The 15,457-nt window shown below is 65.0% G+C and carries 14 protein-coding genes; 6 read left to right on the top strand and 8 right to left on the bottom strand.

Annotated elements, in window-relative coordinates; all coding sequences use genetic code 11:
* Positions 1 to 39: 39 nt before the first annotated feature.
* The gene (locus AC5P7X_RS15270) at positions 40 to 1,881 is read right to left on the bottom strand and encodes a hypothetical protein (protein WP_141750784.1); all 1,842 of its coding nucleotides are present in this window, start codon (positions 1,879 to 1,881) and stop codon (positions 40 to 42) included.
* A 184-nt stretch (positions 1,882 to 2,065) separates the two neighbouring features.
* Between AC5P7X_RS15270 and AC5P7X_RS15265 the strand changes: the two genes are divergently transcribed.
* Positions 2,066 to 3,325: an alpha/beta hydrolase family protein gene (locus tag AC5P7X_RS15265; protein ID WP_329842548.1), complete on the top strand. Its 1,260-nt coding sequence runs from the start codon at positions 2,066 to 2,068 to the stop codon at positions 3,323 to 3,325.
* A gap of 53 nt (positions 3,326 to 3,378) precedes the next feature.
* Here AC5P7X_RS15265 and AC5P7X_RS15260 read toward each other — a convergent pair whose 3' ends face one another.
* The 4 genes from AC5P7X_RS15260 to AC5P7X_RS15245 form a co-directional block, all read right to left on the bottom strand.
* The gene (locus AC5P7X_RS15260) at positions 3,379 to 3,837 is read right to left on the bottom strand and encodes an SRPBCC family protein (protein ID WP_164229516.1); all 459 of its coding nucleotides are present in this window, start codon (positions 3,835 to 3,837) and stop codon (positions 3,379 to 3,381) included.
* Between the two features lie 2 nt (positions 3,838 to 3,839).
* Positions 3,840 to 4,172 carry an ArsR/SmtB family transcription factor gene (locus AC5P7X_RS15255; protein ID WP_053498398.1) on the bottom strand — a complete coding sequence of 111 codons (333 nt, stop codon included), beginning with the start codon at positions 4,170 to 4,172 and terminating at the stop codon, positions 3,840 to 3,842.
* Positions 4,173 to 4,182: 10 nt separating this feature from the next.
* Positions 4,183 to 4,638 carry an SRPBCC family protein gene (locus AC5P7X_RS15250; RefSeq protein ID WP_206620106.1) on the bottom strand — a complete coding sequence of 152 codons (456 nt, stop codon included), beginning with the start codon at positions 4,636 to 4,638 and terminating at the stop codon, positions 4,183 to 4,185.
* 111 nt (positions 4,639 to 4,749) lie between these two features.
* Positions 4,750 to 6,549, bottom strand: coding sequence for a DUF885 domain-containing protein (locus AC5P7X_RS15245; protein WP_329842551.1), 1,800 nt, complete (start codon positions 6,547 to 6,549; stop codon positions 4,750 to 4,752).
* A gap of 195 nt (positions 6,550 to 6,744) precedes the next feature.
* Here AC5P7X_RS15245 and AC5P7X_RS15240 point away from each other — a divergent pair, with 195 nt between their 5' ends.
* From AC5P7X_RS15240 to AC5P7X_RS15225, 4 genes are all read left to right on the top strand, one after another.
* Positions 6,745 to 7,269, top strand: a complete 525-nt coding sequence (locus AC5P7X_RS15240; protein ID WP_329842552.1) for a GNAT family N-acetyltransferase — start codon at positions 6,745 to 6,747, stop codon at positions 7,267 to 7,269.
* A gap of 93 nt (positions 7,270 to 7,362) precedes the next feature.
* Positions 7,363 to 9,132: an oleate hydratase gene (locus AC5P7X_RS15235; protein WP_495215099.1), complete on the top strand. Its 1,770-nt coding sequence runs from the start codon at positions 7,363 to 7,365 to the stop codon at positions 9,130 to 9,132.
* Between the two features lie 78 nt (positions 9,133 to 9,210).
* Positions 9,211 to 9,798 carry a TetR/AcrR family transcriptional regulator gene (locus AC5P7X_RS15230; RefSeq protein WP_329842554.1) on the top strand — a complete coding sequence of 196 codons (588 nt, stop codon included), beginning with the start codon at positions 9,211 to 9,213 and terminating at the stop codon, positions 9,796 to 9,798.
* 93 nt (positions 9,799 to 9,891) lie between these two features.
* On the top strand, positions 9,892 to 10,395 hold the full coding sequence (locus AC5P7X_RS15225) for a hypothetical protein (protein ID WP_329842555.1): 504 nt from the start codon (positions 9,892 to 9,894) through the stop codon (positions 10,393 to 10,395).
* 11 nt (positions 10,396 to 10,406) lie between these two features.
* Here the strand turns inward: AC5P7X_RS15225 and AC5P7X_RS15220 are convergent, their stop codons facing one another.
* The 3 genes from AC5P7X_RS15220 to ftrA form a co-directional block, all read right to left on the bottom strand.
* The gene (locus AC5P7X_RS15220) at positions 10,407 to 10,874 is read right to left on the bottom strand and encodes a chemotaxis protein CheW (RefSeq protein WP_329842556.1); all 468 of its coding nucleotides are present in this window, start codon (positions 10,872 to 10,874) and stop codon (positions 10,407 to 10,409) included.
* A gap of 97 nt (positions 10,875 to 10,971) precedes the next feature.
* Positions 10,972 to 11,415 carry a BLUF domain-containing protein gene (locus AC5P7X_RS15215; RefSeq protein ID WP_329842557.1) on the bottom strand — a complete coding sequence of 148 codons (444 nt, stop codon included), beginning with the start codon at positions 11,413 to 11,415 and terminating at the stop codon, positions 10,972 to 10,974.
* A gap of 94 nt (positions 11,416 to 11,509) precedes the next feature.
* The gene (gene ftrA, locus AC5P7X_RS15210) at positions 11,510 to 12,511 is read right to left on the bottom strand and encodes a transcriptional regulator FtrA (protein WP_329842558.1); all 1,002 of its coding nucleotides are present in this window, start codon (positions 12,509 to 12,511) and stop codon (positions 11,510 to 11,512) included.
* A 337-nt stretch (positions 12,512 to 12,848) separates the two neighbouring features.
* Between ftrA and AC5P7X_RS15205 the strand changes: the two genes are divergently transcribed.
* Entirely contained in the window at positions 12,849 to 15,425 is a 2,577-nt protein-coding gene (locus AC5P7X_RS15205) for a TonB-dependent receptor plug domain-containing protein (protein WP_329842559.1), read from the top strand.
* Positions 15,426 to 15,457: the final 32 nt, after the last annotated feature.

Genomic DNA, 15,457 nt, shown 5'->3' with positions numbered 1-15,457 from the left:
GGAGGCTGCCGCCCGGGCGAACCCGGGCGGCAGGGGTACTTACAGCAGGTCGGAGAATCCTGCGACCAGTTCGGCGCGTTCGTTCATCCTGTCCACATAGCCTTCCTGCCCAGGGTTGAACATGCGGTAGCCGTCGGGCAGCACTCTGTTCGGGGTCGGGTAGTACGGCAATTCATTGCCGTAGCCAATGACGGGTACCGGCTGGCGCGGCTGCGCCTTGGGCATGCCCAGGCCGTAGGCGACCTGCTGGCGCAGCGTGGTGGTGGGGCACAGCAGCGATGTGGCAATCGAGTAGATGCCCTGAGAGGGGGCTGCGTATGCGTTGCCGCACGGCAGCCGCTTGTTGGTGTTGAGCGTGCCGCCGTAGTAGACGCCGTCGGCCCTGATCAGCTTGCGGATGGCCGTCACGTCGGGGTCGTGCGCCAGGCGGTAGGCGATATCGAATGACTCCACGCCCGGGAAGGTGAAATCGTCCGCCAACGTGTAGGCCTGGCGATAGCGGAAGGTGGCGCCCGAGTTTTCAAGGGCCTCATTGGTCAGCTTGAGGTTCTCCTCCATGAGCTTCAATGCGCCGCCCATCCCACCAACGGCTTCCACCTGCTGGTCGACAATGAACAGTAGATCGATGGTGGTTGTTTCACGCTCCCAAACGCCCTTGTCATTGACCCGGAACGCAACCTGTTCGCGTGGCCGTACCGTTTCGCGCAGCGTGCCGTGGGCGACATCGATCTGCCACAGCGCCGTGTTCTCCACAAGCACGCGCCGTTCGGTCTCCGGCTTGGGCAGGGTCAGCGTCCGGTAAGACGTATTGGGAGAGCCGACCACCACGCGGACAAACGAGGTCTTCTCCTCGAGCTTTCCATTGCGCAGCTCATGGAACTTCACCTCCTTCCCACTCCGGCGAACAAGCTGCCAATGTCCCAGTTCGGCGAGGAAGACGAACTCGAGTTCGTCACCCTTGCGCAGGATCACCTGGGGTGCACCGTAGTCAAGGCGGATGACGGAGTCGATGGAGGCGCTTGAACGATAGATCATCCTGTCGCGATCAGAACGTGTACGGGGCAGCGTGATGAGTCCCGCCCACTTGCCATCGCTGAATTCCACGATAGTGCGGGAAGAAACGCGGTGCTCCCAGGTCCGAGGGTCGTTGTTGTGGTAGTACGGTGCGTGCACCCACGTCCACACCTTCCTGGCGGGATCATACTCCGCACGCGCCAGCTGCTTGCGGTGGACGGTGATTCGCTGGTCGAGGAAGTCCGTACCCCCACCCAGTACCTCTGTCGGCGTGGTCGCTAGGTTGTCGATCACGATGGTTTGATAGGCCGTGCCCTGGTTGGGCAGTAGCAGCTCGCGAGCATGTTGCCCATCGCGCAGTACGACAAAGGAGACCAGGTGCTTGCTGGTCGGGATCTGCCAGCGTTGCTGGTTGGGCACGCTCAGCTCGAGGCTGGATTGCCATTCAAGCCATGCGCCCTCGCTACCAGTAGCGTTGGCGTGGAACTCGATGGATTCGCCGCTGGGCAGCTTCAATGGCCCGCCCGGAACGTTGTAGATCGGGCCTTGGATCTCCACCACGCTTGACGGGTAGACGGACATGTTCTTGATCCTGAGGTTCCGGAAGCGATCGGGAAGCTCGACCCGGTCCATCCAGTACCAATCCGTGATGGAAAGCTCCGTGTTCCTGCAGGTGTTGTCGCCCGGAGCGTGCGTGTTGGGTAGTTTTTCCTTGTACTTGAGGGAAGGCGGAGACCAGAACTGGTAGGGGCAGTTTGGAAGCGCGGCGAACGCAGGCGCTGCGGTGAGAGAGGCCAGAAGGCCCAGGGTGATTCGGGAGGGGATCATGCGCGTCCGGGGAGTTGCGGCATCGATGATGCGGTTCAAGGGGGCATCAGCCTCGCCGCAGGGCCGGGAGGCTTCCATCGGACGCCTACGAAATATGCAACGCGCCCGGACTGTAGGACGATGACGCCAACCACCGGACGCGCTACGCTGCATCTCGCTGCTGCTGGCGCTGGGCAGCACACTTCGACGGAGGTCCGAGGCACTGATGGGAACAAACCTGTTGTTGACGGCGGTACTTCTGTCTGCGGCGCTGCCCGCTGCAGCCACTGCGTTGTGCACGGCCAGCGCCTACGGTGACGGGCAGGGCAACATCGTGGTGCTGGGCGCACCCGCTGCGGCACCGGCCAAGGGGCAGCGTTATCTGATGCTGGACGGGCGACGTGGTGCCACAGGCGATGCCAACACACCTGTGAGCTGCAGCGGCGATGTGGTCAGCTTCAGGTCGTCTGCGGGAGCCGCGCAGCGCTGGCAGCGACTGCAGACCCGCGATACCGATGCGACCTTCATCAGTGCGGGAACCAGGCTGGTCGGGCAGTTGATCGAGCCGGCTGGCCCGGCCGACCCGACGCGGCCGCTGGTGGTGCTGGTGCACGGCTCGGAACGCACGATGGCGGTGGCGGCGATCTACCAACGCATGCTGGTGGCGCAGGGGATCTCGGTGTTTGCCTACCAGAAGCGTGGCACCGGCGATTCGGAAGGCGAGTACACGCAGAACTTCGAGCTGCTGGCTGACGATGCGGCGGCGGCCTTGGCGAAGGCACGTGAGCTGGCGGCGGGGCGTTTCGGTCGGGCCGGGTACTTCGGTGGTAGCCAGGGCGGTTGGATCGCGCCGCTGGCGGCGACGCGCTCGCAGGCGGATTTCGTGGCGATCGGTTTCGGGCTGGTGGTGTCACCGATCGAGGAGGACCGCGAGCAGTTGTTCGACGAGGCGCGCCGCATGCAGCTGGATGCAGCGGCGATGAAGCAGGTCGGCCAGCTATCGGATGCGAGCGCGCAGCTGATGCGCACGCATTTCAGCCAGGGCTACGAAGCACTGGCCCGGGTGCGTGCGCAGGTGGGTGCTGCGCCGTGGGCAAAGACGATCAGTGGCGAATACAGCGGCGACATGCTGCGCATGAGTGACGCTGACCTGCGCAGGATCGGTCGTGCGCGCTTCGACAACCTGGAGCTGATCTGGGACTACGACGCCGAGGCCGCGCTGCGCCGCCTGAAGGTGCCGTTGCTGTGGGTGCTGGCCGAGCAGGACCGCGCCGCGCCGATTGCCGCCACGCGTTCGATCCTGTCGCGCCTGCGCGCGTCAGGACAGCCGATCGAGACCTACCTGTTCCCCGACACCGACCATGGCATGGTCGAGTTCCGCACCGATGCCGAGGGCAACCGCGTGTCGACGCGGATCACCGACGGCTATCTGCGCCTGCTGGCGGATTGGATCAAGCAGGATGTGCACGGACAATACGGGCGCGCGCGCACAGTGAGCGATTGAGCGGATGGTGGCGCAGGCGGCGGATGGCGCTCCGCCGCCGATAGCGGCACGACTCAGCTCGGCTTCGCAAACACATCCAATCCCTTGCCGGTCTCCAGCAGCGACTTCAGGCTCGACAGCACGATCGGCCAGCCCTGGCGGATGCCGGTATCCATGCCGCTGCCGGGTTCCAATTCGTCGTGGGTGACGGTCAGCCGCACCATGTCCTGGTAGGGCACGATCTCGAAGGTGACCCGGCTGTAGGCATCGGGATTGTCGGCCTGCGAGGCGGCGGCCCAGGTGATGACCAGCCGCGAGGGCGGGGTGCTTTCCACCACTTCGCCGACCAGCTCGACCGAGCGCGTTTCGTCGGCGCGCACGTGCTGCCAGCGCGAGCCGGGTTTCCAGTCCGAGACGTTCTCGTGGCCCCAGTAGCGGCTGGCGATCTCGGGGCGGGTGATGGCCTCGAACACCTTCTGTGGGGTGGAGGCGATATAGATCACGTGGATGAAGCGGGTCGATTCAACGGACATCGTCATTCTCCTTCCAGCTCTCGTTTCAGGTCATGCAGCAGGCTCAGGCGCTGCTGCTCGAACTTGCGTACCCAGCGCTCGTAGACTTCATGCAGCGGCACCGGGTTGATGAAGTGCAGCTTCTCGCGGCCACGGCGCACGGTGCTGATCAGGTTGGCGTCTTCCAGCAGGCCCAGATGCTGGGTGACCGATTGCCGGGCCATGTCCAGGTGCTCGCACAGCTGGCCCAGCGTCTGGCCGTTGTCTTCGCAGAGCAGATCCAGCAGCGTGCGGCGCGTGGGATCGGCCAGCGCCCTGAACACCCTGTCTGCGTCGCGCACGTGGTCTACCGCCATGGGGAAGTCTTCAGTTCCAGTTGTCGATCCTGACGTCGTGGGGGTTGGGTTGGCCTTTGCCGGTTTCCAGCAGTGCTTTCAGGCTCATCAGGAACACCGCCCACTTGGTACTGCAGTGGGAGGTGAACTCGACACGCTCCTTCCAGCCTTCATGAGTGAACAGGACGATGCAGTAGTCGCCTTCCTGCTTCAGCGCGAAGCGCACGTGGGTACCGATCCATTCGGCAGGACCGGCGAGGAACTGCCAGAGCACGAGCTCGCCGGGAATGAGCTGTTCCAGCTTCATTTCCATCGCACCGATCTCCTGGCCGTTGCTCGTGAAACGCGCCTTGACCGTGCCGCCAACCTCGCGGTCGCCGTGGGTGTCTTCGGCCCACCATCCGGCCACGCCTTCGGGGGTGGCCAGGGCCTGGTACACCTGGCTTGCGGGGGCCTTGATGCCGACCCTGTGTGCGATATCCACCATTGCAGGTTCCTCGCGATGGGCTGGCAGGCGCCGCCCTTGAGTGGACTATATGCAGGCAAATGCCTGCATGTCAAATCCGGTTTCCCGGCACTTGAACGAGGCCAGGCCGGGCTATCGCTGCGCCGGTACAAACTGCTCGCGTACCGCCTTGGCCAACAGGTCTGGCGGCAACAGGCCCTGGTCGATGAGGAAGTTGTTGAATGCAAGGCGGTCGAACCGGCTACCCAGCGCGATCTCGGTTTCCATGCGCAGCTCGAGGATGCGGCTATAGCCGTAGAAGTAGGCGCCGGCCTGGCCCGGCGCATTGAAGGTGTAGCGATCCAGCTCCTGTCGGGTCATCGCTTCGGACAGGCCGACGTCGTCGCGCAGGATGCGTGCTGCGGCGGTACGGTCGATCTGGCCCAGGTTGATCATCGGATCGAGCATGGCCCGTGCCGCGCGCATCAGGCGGAACTGCAGCGCGATGAACTGGCCGTCGAGGGGCTCGTACGGAACCATCTCCGCTTCGGTATACAGCGCCCATCCTTCGATGTTGACGGAGTTGAACGCGAACAGGGTGCGCGCCAGCGAAACGCCGCGCTCGATCATCGCGGTGAACTGCAGTTCGTGGCCCGGCCGCCCCTCGTGGGCGGACATCGTCCAGCGGGCGGCATCGAAGTTGAAGTCGTCGTAGTGCAGGGTGTTGCCATCGGCTGTGGCCAGTGTAACGGGCAGGACGAACTGGCCCTGTTGCCCGGTATTGCCGACCAGAGGGGCTGGCAGCAGATGCGGGGCCTGCACCACGGCTGATTCGGCCGGCGTGCCCAGGCGGATGATCATCGGCCGGCGCGGCAGGTCGACGATGCGCTGGGTGCGGATGATGGGTTCGATGGCTTCGACGGCCTGCTGATAGCGCGCGACCAGCTGCTCGTTGGGGATGCCATTCGTTTTCAGGGCGCGGACTACTGCGACGTGATCGTGCGGATCGGAGACCTGCAATCCATGTTCCTCGACCACCCTGCGCGCGAGCTGTTGCATGGCTGCGCGTGTTTCCATGAACTCCACCTGCGCGCGCTGCACCAGCAGCTGCGGATCGATGTCGATGCCGATCTGCCGGAGCTGGTTGGCATACAGCGCTGGCGGCAGCCGGGTATCCACGCGTGCATCGGACAGCACCGTCGTGCGCACCCATTGCCCGTAGTCCTTCAGCTGCGTTTCCATCAACGCCAGGCTGGCCTCGGCGCCAGGCTGCGGGTAACGGACGAACAGGGCCCGGATACCGGTGATGTAGGTGTCGATGTTGCCAAGGGCCTGCTCGACCTCTGCCTTGGATGGGCGAAGCAAGGCGCGATCAGTTGCGCGCTCGGCATAGCGGGCCTTGGCCAGTTCGGTGAACGGGGGCGTTGCGCCGTCCTGCCCTACGTAGCGCTGCAGGCGTTGCACTGCCAGTGCGCGGCGTTCGGGCGTGGCTTGTTCGGAGAGCAGGGTGCGCAGGCCATTGAAGATGATCTGCGGCGCATCACGCCACGGCAATGACAGCTGCTCGTTGAGCTGGCTGCTGCCGATGGCCTCATCGGCGGCGCGGATCATGATGTCCAGGTCCTGACGGACGTTCGGGTCCTGCTCGCGGGCCCGCTGTGCTTTCAGCTGGTCGCGGGCCCTCGCACTGGCGGCGCGGAAGCGTGCGGGGAAGTCCGGCTGCAGATCGGTGATGAGAAGGTCGTAGCCGGGGATGCCCATGAACGACATGTCCTCGGGACCGAACGGCGCCTGCGCGTCGAGCAGGATCTGTGCGTACTGATTGCTGCGTTCGACCCACGCGGCCGATGACCTGGGGCCGGGGGGGAGGTCGGCCGCTCGCAGTGGCGTGGCGAGGAGGATGCATGAGGCCGAGAGGGCGAGCGCGATCACGAAAAGCGGGGAGCGGTTCATGGGGCGTCCTTGGCGGGTGGTTCGCCGCAGGTTCAGCGCCGGTCTTCGGAGTGAACAGCGCTGGAAGTCACGTGGACTTCCGACTGCTTCAGTCCGGTACAGGTGGCCGTGTTGGGGGGACGCTAGACTGGTGGAACCTGCCGACGCTCCCTGGCTGACGAAGGTTGGGCGCGTGGTATGACAGGAGTGGAACGCATGACTGAAACCGGAAAGGACACCTTGACCCTCCGCCGCGCCAGCGTGGCCGATGCCCCCGCAGTGTTGAGTCTCTTCGACCAGGTGATCGAATGGTTCGTGTCGATCGGCAATGAGCAGCAATGGGGCAGCGAGCCGTGGTCGACCATGCCGCGCCGGATCACCCAGGTGACCGATGCCTGCGCGCTGCCGGGCGCGTGGGTGGCGCAGAACCAGCAGGGTGAGGTTCGCGCGTTCCTGGCGCTGGGCGAATCGATGCCCTATGTGCCGGCGCCCGATGGGCCAGAGCTGTACGTGCGGGTATTGGTAGCCTCGCGTGATGCGCGCGTGCGTGGCATTGGCCGCCGCCTGATGGCGTTTGCCGATGAGCAGGCGAGCGCAGCCGGCCTCGATCAGCTTCGCGTGGATTGCTACGGCGGAGGCAGCGGCGATCTGGTGCGCTTCTATGAATCCTGCGGCTACACGCGCATCGCACCGTTCATCGTGGACGGTTGGCCGGGCATGCTGCTGGGGCGAAAACTCTGACGTGGCTGCGTCATTGCGTCGCAGCCTGCGTGCAGGAAACGGTACATCGGTTCGGCGCTAGAGTAGGGCCACCCCTCCAGGAAGGAGCAGCGCATGTACTACAGCAGTGGCAACTACGAAGCCTTCGCGCGCCCGCGCAAGCCCGCGGGTGTCGATGACAAGCGCGCATGGTTCGTCGGTTCGGGCCTGGCCTCGCTGGCCGGTGCCGCGTTCCTGGTGCGCGATGGGCGGATGGCCGGCGAGCGCATCACCATCCTTGAGCAGCAGCAGATTCCCGGCGGCGCGCTGGATGGCCTGAAGGTGCCGGAAAAAGGTTTCGTGATCCGTGGTGGCCGAGAAATGGAGAACCATTTCGAGTGCCTGTGGGATCTGTTCCGCTCGATCCCCTCGCTGGAGATCGAGGACGCCAGCGTGCTGGACGAGTTCTACTGGTTGAACAAGGACGACCCGAACTATTCGTTGCAGCGCGCCACCATCAATCGCGGCGAGGACGCGCATACCGACGGCCTGTTCACGCTGACCGAGCAGGCGCAGAAGGACATCATCGCGCTGTTCCTGGCCACCCGGCAGGAAATGGAGAACAAGCGCATCAACGAAGTGCTGGGCCGTGATTTCCTGGACAGCAACTTCTGGCTGTACTGGCGCACCATGTTCGCGTTCGAGGAGTGGCATTCGGCGCTGGAGATGAAGCTGTACCTGCATCGCTTCATCCACCACATCGGCGGCCTGCCGGACTTCTCGGCGTTGAAGTTCACCAAGTACAACCAGTACGAATCGCTGGTGCTGCCGCTGGTGACGTGGTTGCAGGACCAGGGCGTGGTGTTCCAGTACGGCACCGAGGTGACCGACGTCGACTTCGATCTGCAGCCGGGGCGCAAGCAGGCGACCCACATCCACTGGACGCGTGACGGCGTGGCCGGTGGAGTGGATCTGGGCGCGGACGATCTGCTGTTCATGACCATCGGTTCGTTGACCGAGAACTCGGATAACGGCGATCACCACACGGCGGCACGCTTGAACGAAGGCCCTGCGCCGGCCTGGGACCTGTGGCGCCGCATCGCCGCCAAGGACGAGGCCTTTGGCCGCCCGGATGTGTTCGGCGCGCATATACCGGAAACCAAGTGGGAATCGGCGACGGTGACCACGCTGGATGCGCGCATCCCGGCTTACATCCAGAAGATCGCCAAGCGCGACCCGTTCAGTGGCAGGGTGGTGACCGGCGGCATCGTCAGCGTGCGCGACTCGCGCTGGCTGATGAGCTGGACGGTGAACCGCCAGCCGCATTTCAAGAACCAGCCCAAGGATCAGATCGTGGTCTGGGTGTATTCGCTGTTCGTGGATACGCCCGGCGACTATGTGAAAAAGCCGATGCAGGACTGCACCGGCGAGGAGATCACTCGCGAGTGGCTGTACCACCTGGGCGTGCCGGTGGAGGAGATAGACGAGCTGGCCGCAACCGGTGCGAAGACGGTGCCGGTGATGATGCCCTACATCACCGCGTTCTTCATGCCGCGCCAGGCCGGTGACCGCCCCGATGTGGTGCCGGACGGTGCGGTGAACTTCGCGTTCATCGGCCAGTTCGCCGAATCGAAGCAGCGCGACTGCATCTTCACCACCGAGTACTCGGTGCGCACGCCGATGGAAGCGGTGTACACGCTGCTGGATATCGAACGTGGCGTGCCGGAGGTGTTCAATTCCACCTACGACGTGCGCTCGCTGCTGGCTGCAACCGGGCGCCTGCGTGATGGCAAGGAACTGGACATCCCCGGGCCGGCGTTCCTGCGCACCCTGCTGATGAACAAGCTGGACAAGACCCAGATCGGTGGACTGCTGCGCGAGTTCAAGCTGGTGCAGGAGGACTGACCGGGGAGCGCCGGGCCAAGCCCGGCGAGTCCAGCAGCGGTAGTTGACAGCGAGTCAACCTACTAGTAGGTTGACGAAATGAAAGAGCCGCTCTCGCCCAAGGCCCAGGAGATCCTGGCCCACGCCCGTTCGCTGCTGGAGGCCGGTGGCTACAACGGCTTCAGCTACGCCGACGTGTCGGCGCGGGTGAACATCAGCAAGGCCAGCATCCATCACCACTTCCCCAGCAAGGCAGACCTGGTGCGCACGGTGGTTGAGCTGTACCGGGCCGAGGCGCGCGAAGGCCTGGCGCTCCTGGACCGGCAGCTGGGCGACCCGCTGCAGGAGCTCAACGCTTATGTGGACTACTGGTCGAGCTGTATCGCCGGTGGCACGTCCTCGTTCTGCATCTGCGCGATGCTGGCGGCCGAGGCACCGATGATCCCAGCGGAGGTTGCCGATGAAGTACGCGGGCATTTCGAGGACTTGAGCGGCTGGTTGGCGCTCACGCTGGAAAAGGGCGCTGCCATGGGCCAACTGCAATTGCAGGGCTCGGCGGCCGATGAGGCCAGGGCGTTCATGTCATCGGTGCATGGCGCGATGCTTGCGGCGCGCGGCTTCGGTGACGCGGCGACGTTTGCTGCGCTGGCACGGCTGGCCATCGCGCGGGTGAGCGCGGCTGCCTGATGGATGTGTGGTGGGCCTGCGGCAACGTAGGCCTTCTTTTTTGAATCAATAACCTACCTACTAGTAGGTTCAATCAATCCCTGGAGATGTTCCATGTCGCACTCTCTGTCCACGTTGGGCTTGATCCACACGGCCGTCAGCCTGGTACCGGTTATCACCGGCCTGTATGCCTTCATTTGCCATCGTGCCATCGACCCCGCCATACGCTCGGGCAAGCTGTACCTTTTGGGATTGGTGCTGTCGGTCGCTACGTCATTGACCGTCTCCAGCACGGGTGGGCTCAATCCAGGCCATGCGTTCGGCGTGATCGTGCTGCTGGTGGCGTTCGGCGGCGTGCTGGCCACCCGGCTGCGCTGGCTGGGTCGAGCAGCGCGCTACGTGTCGACATTTGCGCTGTCTTTCAGCTTCCTGCTGTCGCTGGTGCCAGGCGTGAATGAAACGCTGACACGGTTGCCGGTGAACCATCCCATTGCGGCTGCGCCGATGGCACCGGTGGTGCTGCACACGTTGCTGGGATTGGCGGTGGTGTTTGTGATCGGCTTTGCCGCGCAGTGCTGGCGCATGCGGTTTCAAACGGTTCGCAGCAGGCGCCCTTGAGCAGAGGCGCCTCAGTCCCGCACCGCGAGCGCAGCCAGCAGCGACTGGGGTTCGATCAGCGCAGCCGAACGTGTGGCATCCACCCGAACGTGCCGGATGCAGAAGTTGAACGGTCGACCCTGGGCCGGCGAGGCTGCGTCTGGAGATGCGTCCGGTGTTTCGATCTCCAGCACTTCATCTACCGCCAGCGCCAGGGTTGCAGTGCCGGCGGTGATCAGCAGCATGGCTGGGCTGCTGCCATCGAATGCCGGTTGCCCGCTGAGCCTGCGCAGGTCGGCCACCGGCAATGGCTGCCCTCGTACCTCCAGGTTCCGCCTGCCATGCGGGTCTGCAGGGCCGAAGGTCTCGGGGCCGCGTATTTCCACGGCTACCTGTACGTCGATCGCGAACAGGGCCGTGCCTGCACGCAGGACGACGACCTCGAACAACTCGGCGGGCGAGGCACGTGTTTCCGTTGAAGGTTGAGCGGGTACAGGCATGCTGTGGATCTGGCAGGAACGATGGGTAACGCGGCTTGAATGATGACGTGTGCAGGGAGCACGCGGCCGCGTGGGAGTACGCGCGCAAGGCGGCGGTTCAGCTGGATCCGACGGACGCATGGTGGGCACTGAGCGGGCAGATGCGCGGAAAGTGCGGACGCAGCAGGCCGACGAGCTGGTCCATGCCCGGGATGGCGTGGCCGAACTCGTCCCAGCGCGCATTCACCAAGCCGGATACCACGATCTGTCCGGTCTCGATGCAGGTCATCGCCCAGTAGGGTACGGCGCGTGCGCCGATTGCCATGTCCAGCACGGGGGCGATGGCGGCGTGCGAACGGCTGTCCTGGATGCGGCGCCTGACCGCCGCCAGGCCGTCGGGCGGGCCTTCGATGTATTGGAAAAACCGCTGCCCGTCGACGATCAGCGCACCGGTAATGTCCACCCGGCGATTGAACGCGGCAGATTGCGAGATGATCTGGCGGAGGGCTTGATTGGACAGCCCAGCCGACATGCGGCTGGAGTAAGCAAATGCATGGAGCATGGAAGGGGCTTCTTGTGACGCACGTCACTATACGCACGCAAGCCCGCACCGTCGTGAGGCTTTGCTCACGCCACGCCTGGCACAGCGCACCGGGTCAACAGCCCACCAGGCGGTCGGCACCGAGACCGCTGCGGTGCTGGTTGCGGTACTCGGCAGGACTGGCGTCCACCTGGCCGCGGAAGTGCCGGCGGAACGACTCCTGCGAACCAAAGCCGGCCTGCTCGGCAATCCACTGCAGCGGCCGGTCGGTGGTTTCCAGCAGCTCGCGGGCGAATGCCACGCGCTCGCGGATCAGCCAGTCGATGGGTGACAGGCCGGTGGCTTCCAGGAACTGCCGCTGCAGCGTGCGCTGGCTGAGCGCGGCCTGCTCGGCAAGACTGCCCAGCGAGTGCGGCTCGCGCAGGTTGCGGCGTATCCATTCCATCAGTTTTGCCAGACGCGAGGGCTCGCCATTGGGAATGGCCCGGCTGACACGCTGGCTGCGTTCGGCATCACGCCATGGCGCCAGCACCAGCCGTTCGGCCACCAGATTGGCCACGCGCGCGCCGTAATCCTTGCGCACCATGTGCAGCATCATGTCCATGCCGGTGGCCGAGCCGGCCGAGGTGATGACGTTGCCGGTATCGACGTACAGCACGTCTTCGCGCACATCGATGCGCGGAAAGTCGCGTGCCAGCGCTTCGGTGAGGCGCCAGTGGGTGGTGGCCGGGCGGCCATCGAGCAGCCCGGCCCAGGCCAGCACGAAGGCGCCAGAGCAGATCGAAGCGATGCGTGCGCCACGGGCGTGGGCGCGGATGAGTGCATCGAGCAGTGCCTGCGGCGGGCGTTCGCTGGGTTCGCGCCATCCGGGAATGACGATGATGTCGGCGTCATCAACAGTGCGGAGATCGTAGGGCAGCTGCACCTGCACATTGCCGAGCATGCGCAGTGCACCGGGTTCACCCGCGCACAGCTGGGTGCGGTACCAGGCCACGCCCAGTTCTGGCCGCACCGGTGCGAACAGGCCAACCGCACAACCGAACTCGAACAGCCCCTGGCCGTGGCAGGCGACGATGGTGACGAGCGGCGCGGTGGGATCGGCGGGTGGGCTGGGCATGGCTTGATGCTACGGGTGGAGATGCGTGGGGCTGCGTGGTGCGCGGGCATGAGGTGATGCCTGCCAGGCATATGGAGCGGTCGCTCCCCTCTTGTAGAGCCGAGCCCACGCTCGGCTCAGTACCGGCAGGGGGATGCATCTGACGCCGTCGCGTAGAGCAGCCGAGCGTGGGCTCGGCTCTACAGACAGCAGTGCACCGGCAATGCCGCCTAACCTCATTACCAGCGGTCATGTGGGTGGCCGGATGTTACGGCTGGGTGACGCGATCGCGCCTGTCGCGGTGGGTGAACAGGCCCTTGAATGGAAGCGTGTTTCCGGCCCACTCCCACGAGTCCCCATGCCTGCCGCCCATGCCCCTGTGCTGAACACTCTCGCCGTCCTGATCGCCAGCGTTCTGGCTGCATCGCCTGGCCATGCGGCTGACGCCGATGCAGATCCTGCTGCCACCGCTGCGACGGCCAACGTGGCAGCGTCCACGCTGGATGCGGTGGTGGTGACCGGTTCGCGCACCAGCACGCGTACGGTGAAGAACAGCTCCACGCCGATCGATGTGATCTCGGCCGAAGACCTCACCGCCACCGGCCAGGCCAACCTGCTGGAAGCACTGCAACGCGCGCTGCCGTCGCTCAGCCAGATCGGTGGCTACCAGAGCGACCAGGAGAGCCTGATCCGTGGCTACCAGCTGCGCAATCTCTCGCCGGGCTACACGCTGGTGCTGGTGAACGGCAAGCGCCGCAATGCCAGTGCCTATGTGAGCGGGGCCAACGGCGGCGGTTTCCCCGGCCATGCCTGGGCAGACCTGGCGTTGATTCCAGTCTCGGCGATCGACCACGTGGAAGTGCTGCGTGATGGCGCGTCGGCCATCTATGGTTCGGACGCGATCACCGGCGTGGTCAACGTGATCCTGAAATCGCAGGCGCACGGTGGCGAGCTCGCCGTGGAAAGCGGGCAGAGCATTGATGGCGATGGCTCGCGCACCAGCGTGCGTGCCAACGTGGGCCTGCCGTGGGGCGCCGATGGCTTCGTCAACCTGTCGGGCGAGACCACGCGGCAGCACCACGCGATCCGTACCCGCCGTTACATCGATGGCTACCTGAGCTATCCGGTGGTGGATGCCAACGGCAATCTGGTCGCGCTGCGACCGAACAACCGGTTGCCGGCCGGCGCATCGCCGAACCCGGCCGAGGCCAACCGCGATGCCGAGGCCAACACCATCCTCAGTTCGCCATCGTATGCGCTGAAGGCGTTTGCGGTGAACGTGGGCCATGGTCTGGGCGAGAGCGCCCAGTTCTACGCCAATGCCACCGCCAGTGATCGAACCGCGCAGGCGATCCAGAATTTCCGCCTGCCGGCGACCATCTTCACCACCTACAAGGCGCCGGGTGTGCTGAGCGTGTTTCCCGATGGCTTCCTGCCGGTGCTGGAAACCAAGGAGAAGCAGTACACCGGCACCGCAGGTGTGAAAGGCCAGATCGCGGGCTGGGATTACGACGCCAGCCTGACCGGCAACCGCAGCACGGTACGCACCTATACCCGCAACTCGGTGAACTACTCGCTGCCGTACCCCGGTTCGCCCACTGATTTCTATGATGGCAAGCTGGATTACCAGCAGGGCATCGCCAACCTCGACCTGCGCCGTGGCTTCGAGGTGGTGGCATTCGCTTCGCCGCTGGAAGTGAGCGCAGGTGCCGAGTACCAGCATGAACAGTACGAGCGCGGGGCGGGGCAGTGGGAGTCGTACACCGGCTTTGGTGCTGCAGCGTTCGTCGGCTATTCCACTGCGGACGCGGTGAAGGCCACCCGCAACAGCAAGGCGGTGTACGTGGGTGCGGCCGCCAACATCACCTCACGCTGGTATCTGGATGCGGCCGCGCGCTGGGAAGACCATTCCGACTTCGGCAGTGTCTCGACCGGCCGCCTGACCACCCGCTTCGATTTCACCGATGCGCTGGGTGTGCGCGCTACGGTCAGCAACGGCTTCCATGCGCCCAGCCTGGGCGCGCAGTTCTACCAGGCCACCGGCAGCTGCCCGTGCGGTACCACGCTGGTGGCGCAGGTGTCTTCGCCGGCGGCGGTCGCACTGGGTGCCACACCGCTGAAGCCGGAGAAGGCGACCAACTACAGCCTCGGCGTGACCTGGGATCCGAGCCCGGCCTTCCACCTGGCCGTGGATGCGTACCAGATCGATATCCGTGGCCAGCTCGGGCAGTCCAGCCAGATCGGCTACAACGCACAGGATCCGACGCGCATCACCGACAACAGCGGCACGGTGCTGAGCGCAGCGCAGAAGAACACCATCGATGCACTGCTGGGGTCGGCCGGCATCAGCATCCTGCCGGGTGATGCGTTCTATGCCAGCTACTTCACCAACGTGGGCAATACCCGTACCCGTGGCGTCGAGCTGACCCTGGAAGCGAACCAGGAAACCGCGTGGGGCAAGCTGCGCTGGAGCTACGCGGCCAACGTCGGCCGCACCACGATCCGGAAGATCAGTGATATTCCGCCGGCGCTGCAGGGGCTGCCCAACATCAACCTGTTGACCAAGTCCAGCGAGTACGCGCTGCGCTTCCGCACGCCCAGCTACACCCAGGTGGCGGGCTTGGGCTGGCAGAACGGGCGCTGGCGCTCGAATGTCGACTTCACCTACTACGGCCCGATCAAGCGCCTGAACAACGGCGTGGAGTACAAGCAGCCGCCGGTGCTGTTGACCAATCTCTCCGGTGCGGTGGAACTGGGTGCGGGCTGGAGTGCGGCGCTGGGCATCAACAACGTGTTCGACAAGCGCACGCGCAAGGTGCCGGCGTACGCGCGCAGTGCCACCGATGTGGCGAGCATCGAGACGACGTGGGATTCGGGCGACGTGCTGAGCCGGATCGGGGCGTTCTGGTACGGGCGGATCAATTACCGGTTCTGATGTGGAGCAGCCGAGCATGGCTCGGCTCTACA

Source organism: Stenotrophomonas sp. YJH_SMC_53, assembly GCF_059369995.1.
Note: the sequence above shows the minus strand (reverse complement) of the source record. Positions and strands in the feature narration are given on the sequence as shown.

Coding starts and splice junctions, on each gene's coding strand:
- AC5P7X_RS15260 (WP_164229516.1), bottom strand. CDS start 3,837: ATGTCCGTTGAATCGACCCGCTTCATCCACGTGATCTATATCGCCTCC.
- AC5P7X_RS15255 (WP_053498398.1), bottom strand. CDS start 4,172: ATGGCGGTAGACCACGTGCGCGACGCAGACAGGGTGTTCAGGGCGCTG.
- AC5P7X_RS15250 (WP_206620106.1), bottom strand. CDS start 4,638: ATGGTGGATATCGCACACAGGGTCGGCATCAAGGCCCCCGCAAGCCAG.
- AC5P7X_RS15245 (WP_329842551.1), bottom strand. CDS start 6,549: ATGAACCGCTCCCCGCTTTTCGTGATCGCGCTCGCCCTCTCGGCCTCA.
- AC5P7X_RS15240 (WP_329842552.1), top strand. CDS start 6,745: ATGACTGAAACCGGAAAGGACACCTTGACCCTCCGCCGCGCCAGCGTG.
- AC5P7X_RS15235 (WP_495215099.1), top strand. CDS start 7,363: ATGTACTACAGCAGTGGCAACTACGAAGCCTTCGCGCGCCCGCGCAAG.
- AC5P7X_RS15230 (WP_329842554.1), top strand. CDS start 9,211: ATGAAAGAGCCGCTCTCGCCCAAGGCCCAGGAGATCCTGGCCCACGCC.
- AC5P7X_RS15225 (WP_329842555.1), top strand. CDS start 9,892: ATGTCGCACTCTCTGTCCACGTTGGGCTTGATCCACACGGCCGTCAGC.
- AC5P7X_RS15220 (WP_329842556.1), bottom strand. CDS start 10,874: ATGCCTGTACCCGCTCAACCTTCAACGGAAACACGTGCCTCGCCCGCC.
- AC5P7X_RS15215 (WP_329842557.1), bottom strand. CDS start 11,415: ATGCTCCATGCATTTGCTTACTCCAGCCGCATGTCGGCTGGGCTGTCC.
- ftrA (WP_329842558.1), bottom strand. CDS start 12,511: ATGCCCAGCCCACCCGCCGATCCCACCGCGCCGCTCGTCACCATCGTC.
- AC5P7X_RS15205 (WP_329842559.1), top strand. CDS start 12,849: ATGCCTGCCGCCCATGCCCCTGTGCTGAACACTCTCGCCGTCCTGATC.